Annotated in this window: 13 protein-coding genes; 7 read left to right on the top strand and 6 right to left on the bottom strand. The window is 73.8% G+C overall.

Annotated elements, in window-relative coordinates; genetic code table 11:
- Positions 1 to 145 precede the first annotated feature (145 nt).
- The 5 genes from AMIR_RS21405 (at position 146) to AMIR_RS21385 (ending at position 5,699) form a co-directional block, all read left to right on the top strand.
- Positions 146 to 1,252: a S1 family peptidase gene (locus tag AMIR_RS21405; protein ID WP_015803038.1), complete on the top strand. Its 1,107-nt coding sequence runs from the start codon at positions 146 to 148 to the stop codon at positions 1,250 to 1,252.
- Between the two features lie 436 nt (positions 1,253 to 1,688).
- Positions 1,689 to 2,729, top strand: a complete 1,041-nt coding sequence (locus AMIR_RS21400) for an iron-siderophore ABC transporter substrate-binding protein (RefSeq protein WP_015803037.1) — start codon at positions 1,689 to 1,691, stop codon at positions 2,727 to 2,729.
- Positions 2,726 to 3,769 (top strand): FecCD family ABC transporter permease, encoded by a 1,044-nt coding sequence (locus AMIR_RS21395; RefSeq protein WP_015803036.1) that lies wholly within the window; start codon positions 2,726 to 2,728, stop codon positions 3,767 to 3,769. Before AMIR_RS21400 ends, AMIR_RS21395 begins: the two co-directional genes overlap by 4 nt.
- Positions 3,766 to 4,860, top strand: a complete 1,095-nt coding sequence (locus tag AMIR_RS21390) for a FecCD family ABC transporter permease (protein ID WP_015803035.1) — start codon at positions 3,766 to 3,768, stop codon at positions 4,858 to 4,860. Before AMIR_RS21395 ends, AMIR_RS21390 begins: the two co-directional genes overlap by 4 nt.
- Positions 4,857 to 5,699: an ABC transporter ATP-binding protein gene (locus AMIR_RS21385; protein WP_015803034.1), complete on the top strand. Its 843-nt coding sequence runs from the start codon at positions 4,857 to 4,859 to the stop codon at positions 5,697 to 5,699. The genes AMIR_RS21390 and AMIR_RS21385 overlap by 4 nt, the downstream gene beginning before the upstream one ends.
- Positions 5,700 to 5,841: 142 nt before the next feature.
- Here the strand turns inward: AMIR_RS21385 and AMIR_RS21380 are convergent, their stop codons facing one another.
- Positions 5,842 to 6,930, bottom strand: a complete 1,089-nt coding sequence (locus AMIR_RS21380; RefSeq protein ID WP_015803033.1) for an epoxide hydrolase family protein — start codon at positions 6,928 to 6,930, stop codon at positions 5,842 to 5,844.
- Between the two features lie 56 nt (positions 6,931 to 6,986).
- Here AMIR_RS21380 and AMIR_RS21375 point away from each other — a divergent pair, with 56 nt between their 5' ends.
- The gene (locus AMIR_RS21375; RefSeq protein WP_240438604.1) at positions 6,987 to 7,499 is read left to right on the top strand and encodes a CGNR zinc finger domain-containing protein; all 513 of its coding nucleotides are present in this window, start codon (positions 6,987 to 6,989) and stop codon (positions 7,497 to 7,499) included.
- Positions 7,500 to 7,539: 40 nt separating this feature from the next.
- Here the strand turns inward: AMIR_RS21375 and AMIR_RS21370 are convergent, their stop codons facing one another.
- The 4 genes from AMIR_RS21370 to efeU form a co-directional block, all read right to left on the bottom strand.
- Entirely contained in the window at positions 7,540 to 7,938 is a 399-nt protein-coding gene (locus AMIR_RS21370) for a BlaI/MecI/CopY family transcriptional regulator (RefSeq protein ID WP_015803031.1), read from the bottom strand.
- A 94-nt stretch (positions 7,939 to 8,032) separates the two neighbouring features.
- On the bottom strand, positions 8,033 to 9,322 hold the full coding sequence (gene efeB, locus AMIR_RS21365) for an iron uptake transporter deferrochelatase/peroxidase subunit (protein WP_187313563.1): 1,290 nt from the start codon (positions 9,320 to 9,322) through the stop codon (positions 8,033 to 8,035).
- A 32-nt stretch (positions 9,323 to 9,354) separates the two neighbouring features.
- The gene (efeO, locus tag AMIR_RS21360) at positions 9,355 to 10,476 is read right to left on the bottom strand and encodes an iron uptake system protein EfeO (protein WP_015803029.1); all 1,122 of its coding nucleotides are present in this window, start codon (positions 10,474 to 10,476) and stop codon (positions 9,355 to 9,357) included.
- A complete protein-coding gene (gene efeU, locus AMIR_RS21355; protein WP_015803028.1) occupies positions 10,473 to 11,345 on the bottom strand; it encodes an iron uptake transporter permease EfeU in 873 nt (290 codons plus the stop codon). The genes efeO and efeU overlap by 4 nt, the downstream gene beginning before the upstream one ends.
- 192 nt (positions 11,346 to 11,537) lie before the next feature.
- Between efeU and AMIR_RS21350 the strand changes: the two genes are divergently transcribed.
- Positions 11,538 to 11,894 carry an ArsR/SmtB family transcription factor gene (locus AMIR_RS21350; protein WP_015803027.1) on the top strand — a complete coding sequence of 119 codons (357 nt, stop codon included), beginning with the start codon at positions 11,538 to 11,540 and terminating at the stop codon, positions 11,892 to 11,894.
- A 60-nt stretch (positions 11,895 to 11,954) separates the two neighbouring features.
- Here AMIR_RS21350 and AMIR_RS21345 read toward each other — a convergent pair whose 3' ends face one another.
- Entirely contained in the window at positions 11,955 to 13,289 is a 1,335-nt protein-coding gene (locus AMIR_RS21345) for an MFS transporter (RefSeq protein WP_015803026.1), read from the bottom strand.
- Between the last annotated feature and the right edge of the window lie 7 nt (positions 13,290 to 13,296).

The following is a 13,296-nucleotide window of genomic DNA, read 5'->3' as shown; positions in this document are numbered from 1 at the left end:
CATTCCTAGTCTCGCCCTCGGAGGGTGCTCCGGAAGAGCGACACCCGAACGGGTAAGTCGATCATTCGTCGCCCCGGTCCTGGAATGCCCGGACAGCCGGTCCTGCACCCGGCCGCCCGGTCCCTGCATCCGAGGAGAAGACAACATGACCGCACGGAAAGTCGCCCGCACCTCGGGCGTCGTCCTCGCCGCCGCCGCGCTGGCGATCCTGAACGGGATGCCCGGCTCGGCGCAGCCCGCCTCCACCGACTCCGCCCCCGCGTTCGAGGCCGCCCACCCCGGCCTGGTCAGCGCGATGCAGCGCGACCTCGGCCTGGACGCGGCCGAGGCGCGGACCCTCATGGTCAAGCAGGACGCGGCCACCGCCACCGAGGACTCGCTGCGCACCAGCCTCGGCTCGTCCTTCGCGGGCGCCTGGTTCGACATCTCCACGGCCAAGCTCACCGTCGCCGTGACCGACGCGGCCGACGCCGCCGAGGTCAAGTCCGCGGGCGCCGAGGCCACCGTGGTCGCCCGCAGCGCCGCCCAGCTCGACGCCAAGGTCGCGCAGCTCGACGCGGTCGAGAAGTCCGCCCCGGCCTCGGTCACCGGCTGGTACGCCGACAGCAGGACCAACTCCGTGGTCGTCACCGCGCTGCCCGGCAAGACCGCCGAGGCCACCGCGTTCGCCGGCTCGGACGTGCGCGTCGTCGAGGCCGACGCCCCGACCACGTTCGCGAACATCAAGGGCGGCGACGCCTACAACATCGGCTCGTCCCGCTGCTCGGCGGGCCTGTCGGTGAACGGCGGCTTCGTCACCGCGGGCCACTGCCGCGTCCTGACCGGCGGCGGCGCGCTGACCCGCAACGGCACCGCGCTCGGCACCTGGGGCGGCGCCTCGTTCCCCGGCAACGACTACGCCTGGGTGCGCACCAACTCCAGCTGGACCCCGCAGGGCCTCGTCGGCAGCGTCCGGGTGACCGGCACGACCGCCGCCGCGACCGGTGCGGCCGTCTGCAAGTCCGGTTCCACCACCGGCTGGACCTGCGGCACCGTCGGCGCCAAGAACCAGACCGTGCGCTACGCCGAGGGCGCCGTCTCGGGCCTGACCGCGACCAGCGTGCTCTGCCAGGCCGGCGACTCCGGTGGCGGCTTCATCACCAGCGCGGGCCAGGGCCAGGGCGTGGTCTCCGGTGGCAACACCGCGACCTGCTACTTCAACCCGGTCGGCGAGATCCTGTCGGCCTACGGCCTGACGATCGTCCGGGGCTGACCCCGGCGAGCTGAACCACTCCTCCGGTTCCTCGGCGCGGCAAGTCCGCACCGGGGAACCGGCGTGTCCGGGGTCGGAAGGGGCGCGGGGGAGGACCTGCGGAGGACACCCCTGGAAACCACCCCTGCAAAGCCTCCCGCCCGGCCCCCGCCAACCGTTAGCGGGGCGAACGTCTATGCTCCGGGCGGCCACTGCGGCGCGTGACCTCGACGTCCCCGCGCGCCGTGACCCTTCGCGCCCGTTTCGTCACGCTGGTCGGTGATGTCCGACTCAGATCACACGGGAAAAGCGCCCTCCCAGCTTGATCTCGGGGTAGTTCATGAGGTTAGGCTAAGCATACTTCCGGGTGGTCACGCAGCGTCGTGACCACCCGCTGGCGCCCCACCCGCGAACCGGCCGGGGCGCCGCTCACGCTGATTTCGAGAAGGGTCCCCCCGTGCGCACAAACCGCCTGCGAGCCGGCGCCATCGCCGCCGCCGCAGCGATCGTCCTCACCGCCTGCTCCTCCGGTGGTGGGACCGACACCGCCGCTTCCGGCTCGCAGCCGGCCGGGGACTCCGGCGCGTTCCCGATCACCATCGAGCACGCCCTCGGCACGACCACGATCGAGGCCAAGCCCGAGCGCATCGCCACGGTCAACTGGGCCAACCAGGAGGTGCCGCTCGCGCTGGGCGTCGTGCCCGTGGGCATGGCCAAGGCCAACTTCGGCGACGACGACGGCGACGGCCTCCTGCCCTGGGTGTCCGAGAAGCTCAAGGAGCTCGGCGGCGAGGCCCCGGTCCTGTTCGACGAGACCGACGGCATCGACTTCGAGGGCGTGGCCAACACCAAGCCCGACGTCATCCTGGCCCCGTACTCGGGCCTGACCGCCGAGGACTACAAGACCCTCAGCGACATCGCGCCGGTCGTCGCCTACCCGAAGACCGCGTGGGCCACCCCGTGGCGCGAGAGCATCGAGCTCAGCAGCAAGGCCATGGGCCGCGCCGACGACGGCGAGAAGCTGATCGCGGACATCGAGAAGCAGATCACCGACGCCAAGGCCAAGCACTCGCAGCTGGTCGGCAAGTCGGCGATGTTCATGACGCACTTCGACACCACCAACCTGAGCCAGGTCGGCTTCTACACCACGCACGACACCCGCGCCATGTTCTTCGAGGACCTGGGCATGACCCACCCGAAGTCCATCGCGGACCTGTCGGCCACCACCGACAAGTTCTCGCTCAAGCAGAGCACCGAGCAGATCGACGTGTTCAACGACGTCGACATCATCATCGGCTACGGCGACGACACCGTCCTGGCCGCGCTCCAGGCCGACCCGCTGATGTCCAAGCTCCCGGCCGTCGCCAACGGCGCCGTCGTGATGCTCTCCGGCAGCGGCCCCGCGGGCACCGCCGCCAACCCCACGCCGATGTCCGTGTCGTGGGTGCTCGACGAGTACGCGGGCAAGATCGCCGCTGCCGCCGACAAGGTGAAGTGACCACCGCGACCCACCGGTCCGACCAGGGTGCCGCCGAGAGGCGGCACCCTGCTCGTGTCCGGCTCACCTGGCTGGTCGCGCTGGTCGTCGTCCTGGCCGCCGCCGCGCTCGCCTCGGTCGTGCTCGGCGCCCGCGACATCGGCTTCGACGACGTCGTCGCGGGCCTCGGCGGCTCCCAGGACAACCTGGCGCAGGCCGCCGTCGCCAAGCGCGTGCCCCGCACCCTGCTCGCCGTCGTCGTCGGCGCCGCCCTCGGCATCTCCGGCGCGGTCATGCAGGGCGTGACCCGCAACCCGTTGGCGGATCCCGGAATCCTCGGCGTCAACTCCGGCGCCTCGCTGGCCATCGCGGTCGGCATGACCTCCTTCGGCCTGGTCAAGGCCTCCGCCCACATCTGGGTGGCCATCTTCGGCGCGGCCGTCACCGCCGTGCTCGTCTACACGATCGGCTCCCTCGGCCGGGGCGGCCCCACGCCGCTCAAGCTCGCGCTCGCGGGCGCCGTCTCCTCGGCCGCGCTCACCTCGCTGATCAGCGCGGTCGTGCTGTCCCGCAACGACATCTCCGCCACGTTCCGCTCCTGGCAGATCGGCGGCGTCGGCGGCGGCTCCTACGAGGGCATCGCCATGGTGCTGCCGTTCCTGGTGGTCGGCCTGCTGCTGTGCCTGGCCACCGCGCGCGGCCTGAACTCCCTGGCGCTGGGCGACGACGTCGCCGCCGGGCTCGGCGAGCGCGTGCTGCTCACCCGCACCCTCGCCTCCGTCGGCGCGGTCGTGCTGTGCGGCGCGGCCACCGCGGCCGCGGGCCCCATCGGGTTCGTCGGCCTGGTCCTGCCGCACCTGTGCAGGCTCCTCGTGGGCCCGGACCACCGCTGGCTGCTGCCGTTCTCCGCACTCGGCGGGGCCGCGCTGCTCACCGCCGCCGACGTCGTCGGCCGCGTGGTCACCCGGCCCGAGGAGATCGACGTCGGCATCATCACCGCGCTGATCGGCGCGCCGTTCTTCATCTGGATCGTCCGCCGACAGAAGGTCCGATCGCTGTGACCGACACCGCCACCCGTGCCGCCAACCGCGACGCGGCGCTCGGCGCCGTCGCCGCCGCCGCGCCGTCCACACTGGACTCGGTCACCCGCGCCCGCAAGCGCAACGCCCGCCGCAGGCGGATCGTCATCGGCGTGCTGTCCGCGCTCATCCTGGTGATGATCGCGGTGTCGCTGATGTTCGGCCAGCGCTACTACCCGCCGTCCGACGTGCTCGCGGTGATCCTCGGCGAGCAGGTGCCCGGCGCCTCGTTCACCGTCGGCAGGCTCCGCCTTCCCCGCACCGTCCTGGCCACCCTGGCGGGCCTGTGCTTCGGGCTCGGCGGCGTGTCCTTCCAGACCATGCTGCGCAACCCCCTGGCCAGCCCCGACATCATCGGCATCAGCGCGGGCGCGTCCGCCGCCGCCGCGTTCGCGATCGTCGTGCTGGGCCTGTCCGGCGCCACCGTCGCCGCGTTCGCGATCGTCGCAGGCCTGCTCATCGCGCTGCTGGTGTACCTGCTGGCGTTCAAGTCCGGCGGCGCGGGCACCCGGCTGATCCTGATCGGCATCGGCACCGCCGCCATGCTGCACAGCGCCATCAACTGGATCCTCAACAGCGCGGGCGACTGGGACCTGCAGGAAGCCCTGGTGTGGCTGACCGGCAGCCTCAACGGCTCGTCGTGGACCGACGTCCTGCCCGTGCTGTTCGCCTCCGTCGTGCTGGCGCCGCTGCTGCTCGCCCAGAGCAGGCGCCTTGGCGCGATGCAGCTGGGCGAGGACGCCGCGGGCGCGCTCGGCGTGCGCGTGGAGCTGGTCCGGCTCACCGTCGTGATCGCCTCGGTCGGCCTGATCGCCTTCGCCACCGCCGCCTGCGGCCCGATCGCGTTCGTCGCGTTCCTGGCCGGACCCATCGCGGCCAGGCTCGTCGGCCCCGGCGGTTCGCTGCTGGTGCCCGCGATGCTCGTCGGCTCGCTGCTGGTGCTGGTGGCCGACTACAGCGGCCAGTACCTGCTGCCCGCCCGCTACCCGGTCGGCGTCGTCACCGGCGTCCTCGGCGCCCCCTACCTGATCTACCTCATCATCCGCACCAACCGAGCCGGAGGCTCGCTGTGACCACCACCCACACCCTCGCGGTCGAGGACCTGACCATCGGCTACGGGGACCGGACGGTCATCAGCGGGCTCGACCTGGAGATCCCGCCCGGCAGGATCACCGTGATCGTCGGGGCCAACGCGTGCGGCAAGTCCACGCTCCTGCGCTCGATGTCCCGGCTGCTGGCCCCCAAGGGCGGCCGGGTGCTGCTCGACGGCAAGCTCGTGCACAAGACCCCCGCGAAGGAGCTGGCGCGGGTCATGGGCCTGCTGCCGCAGGCCCCGATCGCCCCCGAGGGCATCACCGTGACCGACCTGGTCGGCCGGGGCAGGCACCCGCACCAGGGCATCATGTCCCGCTGGAGCAAGGAGGACGACGTCGCGGTGGCCGCCGCCCTCGACGCCACCTCCACCGCCGACCTGGCCGAGCGCTCGGTCGACGAGCTGTCCGGCGGGCAGCGGCAGCGGGTGTGGATCGCGATGGTCCTGGCCCAGCAGACCGACCTGCTGCTGCTGGACGAGCCGACGACGTTCCTGGACGTGAGCCACCAGGTCGAGGTCCTGGACCTGCTGACCGACCTGAACCGCTCGCGCGGCACGACGATCGTGATGGTCCTGCACGACCTCAACCTCGCGGCCCGCTACGCGGACCACCTGATCGCCCTGGCGGACGGCGCGCTGCACTCGGCCGGCCCGGCGGCGGAGGTGCTGACGGAGGAGGGCGTGCGCGCGACGTTCGGCCTGGACTGCCGCGTGATCACCGACCCGGTCTCCGGCAAGCCGCTCATGCTGCCGATCGGTCGGCACCACTCGGTGGTGGGCGGTGCTGTGGCGGACGGTGCTGTGGTGGACGGCGAGTAGTCCGCGCGGAACCGGTGGTCGGGCGCGGTCCTCTTCCCGAGGGCCGCGCCCGACCTTTTTGTTGCGGCGCAACGCTTTCCGGCGGCCCGGCGGCCCGGCGGCCCGGCGGCCCGGCGGCCCAGCGACCCGGCGTGCAGCGGGATCAGCGCAGGTCGCCGAAGAACCCCGCCAGGTCGTCGGCCAGCAGCTCCGGTTCCTCGACCGGCGCGAAGTGGCCCCCGCGCGGCATCTCGGTCCACCGCACGACCCGGTAGGTCCGCTCGGCCCACTCCCTCGGCGGGGTCGCCAGGTCGCCGGGGAACAGCGCCACGGCGGTCGGCACGTCCACCCGGCCCGCCTCGGGCTCCGGCGCGCGACCGCGCTCGTAGTACGGCCGCAGCGACGTCCCGATCGAGTTCGTGAACCAGTACAGCGACGCCTGGGTGAGCAGGAAGTCGTCGCTGTGCGCGCGCAGCCCGGTGTGGCTCCACGCGCGGTACTTCTCCAGGACCCACGACAGCAGGCCGACCGGCGAGTCGGACAGCGCGGGCGCGAGCGTGAGCGGGCGGGTCCGGTGCTGGTGCTCGTACGCGCCCTCCTCGTCCCACCACGCCCGCGCCCGCCCGACGTGCGCGCGCTCGGCGTCGGTCAGCGAACCGGCGTCGTGCTGGGCGGGCGGGGCGACGGCCATCAGGTGCAGGCCGGCCACGGACTCGGGGTGCGCCTTGGCGAGCAGCGTCGACACGCCCGCCCCGAGGTCGCCGCCGTGCGCGCCGTAGCGGGCGAAGCCCAGCTCCTCACGCATCAGCCGGTGCCACAGCTCGTGGGTGGGGGTGGAGGTGAGCGACGGTCGTGGCGCGGAGAGCGGGTAGCCGGGCAGCGACGGGACGATCGTGGTGAAACCCCTGGCGGCCAAGCGCTCCGCGAGTCCGACCAGCTCGTAGGAGGTGCTCGGCCAGCCGTTGGTGAGCACGAGCGGCAGCGCGTCGCCCGCGCCGTCGTGGCGCAGGTAGTGCAGCCGGACGCCGTCGACCTCGGCGAAGTGCGACGGGAGGGCGTTGATCTCGGCCTCGTGGGCGCGCCAGTCGTAGCCGTCGGCCCAGTGGCGGGCCAGCCGCTCCAGCTCGTCGGGGTCGGTGCCCGCCTCCCAGGCGGGGGAGGGCCAGCGCGTGGCCCAGCGGGTGCGGCGGAGTCGGTCGCGCAGGTCTGCCAGGTCGTCGTCGGACACGGAGAGAACCGGGTGATTCGACACCGTTAAAACGTAACACTGGTGTCGCTAGGACACCAGTGGGAAGTTATGATGGTGTCGTGGAAGATCGGGTGCACGTGGTCGAGGCGTTCCTCAACACGCTCGACGAGCGGACGTTCAGCAGGCACGGCGAGGCGCACGCGCCGACGGACGAGCTGACCTCCGAGGCGGCGCTCGCGCACTGGCTGGCGCGCCACGGCCTGGCGCCCGAGGGGGTCCGCCCGAGCGCCGCGCACCTGGCGGCGGCGCGGGAGCTGCGCGCCGCGCTGCGCCGCTCGCTGGCGGAGCCGGTCACCACACCGCTCGCGTTCCCGCTCCGGCTCGTCCCGGACGGCGAGGGGGGCCTGCGCGTCGCGGCGGAACCGGTGGCGCCGGGCGTGGACGCGCTGCTGGACCTCGTGGTGGCGGCCGTCGGCGACGGGCGGTGGCGGCGGGTGCGGCTGTGCGCGGCACCGGACTGCCGGTGGGCGTTCTACGACACCTCCCGCAACGGCGGCGGGCGGTGGTGCTCGATGGCGGTGTGCGGCAACCGGACCAAGACGAAGGCGTACCGGCAGCGGCGGACGGGCTGAAGTCCTGGCGCCGCAGGGTTTCCGCCGCCGGTGCGGGGGGCTAGTCCCCGCCCTCCGCGAGCAGCCTGCGCAGCACCGCCTCGTCGTCCTCGCTGAGCCCGCGCACGAACCGCGTCAGCACCGGCGCGTGGTCGGCCTCGGCCTCCAGCAGGCGGGCCATGCGCCAGGCCACCAGCGCCGACGGGTCGGCGGTCGCCGAGTACCGGTAGGCGCGGCCGTCCTTCGCCCTCGTCACCGCGCTCTTCTCGTGCAGCCGCGTCAACGTCGTCACCACCGCGCTGTACGAGCGCGCGCCCGTCGGGGCCAGCCGCTCCAGGACCTCGGCCGGGGTGAGCGCTTTCCCGGCCTCCACGAGGGCGCGCAGGACCTCCGCCGCCAGCGCGCCCGGTCTGCGGCGGGACGACCCGCCGGTGGTGTCCCCGCGCGTGGCCTCGGTCACGGTGCGGATGGTACTCGGAGCGGTTGCATCGGACCATCCGTGACCGCCGCGCGAGGGAACCCGCGCGGGGGACGCCCCGGAGCGGGGAGCGGGCTCAGCCGAACAGCGCCTGGCCCCAGAACTCGCCCTCGCGCAGCCCCGGCGGCACCGCGAAGTGACCGGAACCGTTGTGCTCCAGGTACTCCGCCATCGGGTCGGCGCCCGCCAGCACGCGCTGCATCGGGATGAACTGGCTCCTGCTGTCCCGGTTGAAGCACACGAAGAACAGCCCCGCGTCCAGGTGCCCGAGGCCGTCGCTGCCGTCGGTGAAGTTGTAGCCCCGCCGCAGGATGCGCGCCCCTCCGAGGTTCTCCGACGCCAGCCGCACGTGCGAGTTCACCGGCACCACCGGGTCGCCGCCGGGGCCGAGCACCGAGGTGTCCACCGGGTCGAACTCGTCCCGCTGGCCCAGCGGCGCGCCGCTTCCCTTGTGCCGCCCGGTGATCGCCTCCTGCTCGGCCAGCGGGGCCCGGTCCCAGGTCTCGACGTGCATCCGGATCCGCCGCGCCACCAGGTAGGTGCCGCCGGTCATCCACGCCGGGCCGTCGCCATCGCGGACCCACACGTGCCGCTCCAGCGCCGCCGGGTCCTCGGCCTTCAGGTTGTTCGTGCCGTCCTTGAACCCGAACAGGTTGCGCGGGGTGGCCTGCGCCGTCGACGTGGACGAGGTGCGGCCGAAGCCCAGCTGCGACCAGCGCACCGCCGCCCTGCCGAACCCGATGCGCGCCAGGTTCCGCACGGCGTGCACCGCGACCTGCGGGTCGTTCGCGCACGCCTGCACGCACAGGTCGCCGCCGGACCTGGCCGGGTCCAGCGCGTCGCCCTTGAACCTCGGCAGGTCCACCAGCGCCTCGGGGCGCCGGTCCGCCAGCCCGAACCGGCCGTCGAACAGGGACGGGCCGAAGCCGATCGTCAGGGTGAGCGCCGACGCGGGCAGGTCCAGCGCCTCGCCGGTGTCGGCGGGCGGGGCCTGCGGCGAACCGCCGACCGCGCCGCCCTCGGCCGCCTCCAGCCCGGAGGTCATCCGCTCGGCCGCGGCGGTCCAGTCCCGCAGCAGGTCGACCAGCGCGTCCCGGTCGGTGGTGGTCACGTCGAACGCCACGAAGTGCATCCGGTCCTGCGCGGGCGTGGTGATCCCGGCCTGGTGCTCGGCCCGGAACGGCACGGCGGCCGTCGGGTCGGCGGCGGACGGGGCCCCGCCGGTCGGGAGCCCCTCCACCACGCGCACGGCCAGCGCGCCCGCCGCCGCGCCCAGCCCGGCGGTCGCGACACCCGCGCCCGCCAGGCCGAACACCCGCCGCCGGGACACGCCGCGCGCGCCCGTGCCCGCGTCGTCGGCGCCCACTTCCGGGCCCACTTCCGGGTTCACCTCCGGGCTCACTTCTGCGCCACCACCTCGGCGACCTTGCTGACCGGCTCGCCGAGCGCGTCGACGGCCGCCGCGAACGCCTTGACCTGCTCCTGCGTCAGGTCCGTGTACAGCTTGTACCCGTCACCGTCGCGCTGCGCCCCCAGCAGCTCCTCCACCGCCGCGAACTTGGCGTCCACTGTGGACGCGAGCTCCGCGTCCCGCTCCCGCACCACCGGCCGCAGCGCGGCGACCGCCGCCCGCGAGCCCTCCACGTTGGCCGCGAAGTCCCACAGGTCGGTGTGCGAGAAGACGTCCTCCTCGCCGGTGATCTTGCCGGTGGCGACCTCGTCCAGCAGCTCCTTGGCCCCGTTGGCCAGCTGCAGCGGGGCCAGCTCGACCGTCTTGGCCTTCCCGACGATCTCCGTCACGTCCGCGAGCAGCCGGTCCGCGATCGCCGCGCTGTCGCCCTGCAGGCCACCGGTCCACAGGTCCTTCTCCAGCCGGTGGAACCCGGTGAACTCCTGCCCCTCCTCCAGGTCCGCCTCCCGCCCGTCGATCTTCGGATCGAGATCGCCGAAGCTCTCCGCGACCGGCTCGATCCGCTCCCAGTACGTGCGCGCCACCGGGTACAGCGCCTTCGCGTCCTCCGCCTCGCCGTCCTTGACGGCGGCGGTGAACTCGGTCGTCTTGGCCAGCAACGAGTCCGCCTGCGAGTTCACGTACCGCTGGTACCCGGCGGTCGCCTCGCCGAGCCGGGTGTCCGCGTCGGCCTGCCGCGTCGCGTCGCCCTTGACCACGAACGCCGACCGGATGCCGTCACCGGCCATGCCCGGCCTGCACGAGGTCTGGTACGCGCCGCCGTCCGGCACCTCCACGATCAGCCTGCGGGTCAGCCCCGGCGCGATGTTCTCGACCTCGCCCATGATCCGGTCGCCCTCGGCGTACAGGTAGAACTCGGTGACCCTGCTGCCCTTGTTGGTCACCTCGAACGTGATGGCGCCCGCGTCGGCCTCGGACCGCGCCACACCGCACGCGCCGTCGCTCGCCTCCACCGCGATCGGCCCGCCCGGCGAGGCGGACTCCGGTGTCGCGGACGAGCACGCCGACAGCGCCAGCGCGCCCAGGACGAGGGCTCCGACTCGCTTCACTTCACTTCTCCCTGTGTCGGGGCGACCCGCGTGCGCGCGGGACGCAGGAACAGCGGCAGCACGACCACCACGTACGCCGACCAGGCGATGGCCTGGACGACGGTCGTGCGCGCCGAGTAGTTGAAGACGCCCTTGAGCAGCGCGCCGTACCAGGAGTCCTCGGGGACCGGCCCGGACAGGTCGAACGCGAGCACGTCCAGTCCGGGGATCAGCGCCGCCTCCTGGAGGTCGTGCAGGCCGTAGGCGAGGACGCCCGCGGCGACGAGCACCAGCAGCACGCCGGTGACCGCGAAGAACCTCGACAGGTCGATGCTCAGCGCGCCCCGGTAGATCGCCCAGGCCAGCGCGACCGCGATCGCGAGCCCGATCAGGAACCCGGCGAGCGGCCCGCCGTTCCGCCCGGCGGACTGGGCGGCGGCGTAGAAGAACACCGCCGTCTCCAGGCCCTCGCGGCCGACCGTCAGGAACGCCAGCGCCACGACGGCGACCGGCCCGATCCCGGTGGCCTCGTCGAGCCTGCCGCGCAGCTCCCGGCCGATCCCGCGCGCCGCGCCGCGCATCCAGAACACCATGCCGGTCACGAACGCCACGGCGATCAGCGACATCACCCCGCCGAACGCCTCCTGCGCCCGGAAGTCCAGCGCGGCGCTCGTGAACGTGACGAGCGCGCCCGCCCCCACCGACAGCGCCACCGCGACCCCGACGCCCAGCCAGACCCACCGCAGCTCGCGCCGCCGGTCGGTCTTGACGAGGTACGCCACCAGGACGCTCACCACGAGCGCCGCCTCCAGGCCCTCCCTGAGCCCGATCAACGCGCTGCCGAACACGTGCTCCACCCGGTCCACCTCCCGCTGCCGCCGGGTGAACATAGGTAAGGCTTGCCTTGTTTGTCCAGCGGCTGCACGCTTCTGACCTGGGAGTTCGTGTCCGCTATGTCGTAAATCTACAGCGATGTATGACCAAAGCGGGGCGAATCGGGCGGTAACGAATCGGCGGCGGACCCGCTGGGCGGAACGGGGTGGCGGCCGGTTCGCGGGCGCGGTGGTGCGAGCATTGCGGGCATGGGCGCGCGCGAGCAGGTGGCGACAACGCAGGACTGGCAGCAGGTGCCGCCGGACGCGCACGTCGACGCCGCCGTCGACGGGTTCCGGATGCTGGCCGACGGGACGCGGCTGCGGATGATGTGGCTGCTGTGCGGCGACGAGTACGACGTGACCACCCTCGCCGGCGCGGTCGGCATCGCGCGGCCCGCCGTGTCGCAGCACCTGGCCAAGCTCAAGCTCGCCGGGCTGGTGTCGGTGCGGCGGGACGGGCGCCGGGCGGTCTACCGGGCGCGCGGCGGGCACGTGCGGCGACTGCTGGCCGAGGCCGTCGAGGCGGCCGACCACCACGTGACCGGGCGGCCGGACCACGACTGAGCACGGCCGCGACCGTCCCTGGCCGTGACCGATCCGGCTACGACCACCCCCGGCGCGCGGTCAGCCCGGCCAGCGGACGTGCAGGTCGTCGATCCGGTAGGCGTGCGCGTGCCGGTGGCAGCCGCCCACCAGGGCCGCGCCGCGCACGTGGGCGTGGTCGTCGGCCAGGTCGTGGTGCTCGTGCTCGATCGACTCCGGGTCGTCCTCCGGCCACAGTCGGGGCGCGGTGAGCGCCGCCGCCAGCGCGATCGCGGCCAGCACGAGCAGCGCGACCGGCAGCCCAGCCCCCGTGGCCAGCGCCCCCGCCAGCGGGTAGCAGAGCAGCCAGCAGGCGTGCGAGAGCGAGAAGTCCGCGGCGAACACGGCGGGCAGGTCCGCCCGGTCCGCCGACCGGCGCAGCAGCCGCCCGCCCGGCGTCAGCACCAGCGCGCCCGCCGCCCCGATCGCCGCCCACAGCGCCAGCAGCGCGGGCCAGCGCAGGTCGTCCAGGACGGCCGTGGCGAGCGCGGCCAGCGCCAGCAGCGCGCCCAGCGCCGCCGCCGCGCGCAGCACCACCGGTCGGTCCGGGTGGCGCTCCAGGACGCGCGGCAGCGCCAGCGCCGCGACCGCCGACCCCAGCCCGTACGCGGCCAGCGCCACCGCCACCGACGTCTCGTCCCGCCCGAGCAGCTCCCGCACGTACCCGACCGTGTTCACCAGCACCATCGACCCGGCCGCCGCCACCGCCAGGTGCACCGCGATCAGCCCGCGCAGGCGCGGGGTGCGCAGGTACGCCCGGACGCCCCTGGTGATGGTCGCGGGGGAGCGGTCGGCCGGGGCGGTGCGGGCGTCGGGCAGCGGGGTGCCCGCGACCAGCAGCGCCGAGGCGGCGAACCCGACCGCCGTGCCCAGGAACAAATCGCCGTGGCCGACCACCAGCAGCGCCGCCGCCGCGAGCAGCGGGCTGAGCAGGCTCTCCAGGTCGTACGCCAGCCGGGACAGGCTGAGCGCGCGGGTGTACTCGCGCTCGTCGGGCAGCAGGTCCGGGATGGTCGCCTGGAACGTCGGGGTGAACACCGCCGACGCCGCCTGGAGCACGAAGATCAGCAGGTGGACCTGCCAGATCGCGTCCACCCACGGCAGCGCCGCGACCACCCCGACCCGCGCCAGGTCGAGCCCGACCAGCAGCCCCTTGCGGGGGAGCCGGGCGGCCAGCGCGCCCGCCAGGGGGCCGACGCCGACGTACGCCACCATCTTGATCGCGAAGGCCGTGCCGAGCACGGCCCCCGCGTCCGCTCCCGCGAGGTCGTAGGCGAGCAGGCCGAGCGCGACGGTCGCCAGGCCGGTGCCGACCAGCGCGACCACCTGGGCGGTGAACAGCCTGCGGTAGGGGCGGTTGGCCAGTGCGGTGAGCATCGTGGGC

The sequence above is a fragment of the Actinosynnema mirum DSM 43827 genome (assembly GCF_000023245.1).
GTDB lineage: Bacteria > Actinomycetota > Actinomycetes > Mycobacteriales > Pseudonocardiaceae > Actinosynnema > Actinosynnema mirum.
The sequence above is the reverse complement of the archived record's forward strand: the minus strand, read 5'-3'. Positions and strand labels throughout refer to the sequence as shown.

What these genes read in the sequence shown, in the direction of transcription:
- efeU (WP_015803028.1), bottom strand. Translation starts at nt 11,345, where the DNA reads ATGTTCACCCGGCGGCAGCGGGAGGTGGACCGGGTGGAGCACGTGTTC.
- AMIR_RS21405 (WP_015803038.1), top strand. Translation starts at nt 146, where the DNA reads ATGACCGCACGGAAAGTCGCCCGCACCTCGGGCGTCGTCCTCGCCGCC.
- AMIR_RS21345 (WP_015803026.1), bottom strand. Translation starts at nt 13,289, where the DNA reads ATGCTCACCGCACTGGCCAACCGCCCCTACCGCAGGCTGTTCACCGCC.
- AMIR_RS21350 (WP_015803027.1), top strand. Translation starts at nt 11,538, where the DNA reads ATGGGCGCGCGCGAGCAGGTGGCGACAACGCAGGACTGGCAGCAGGTG.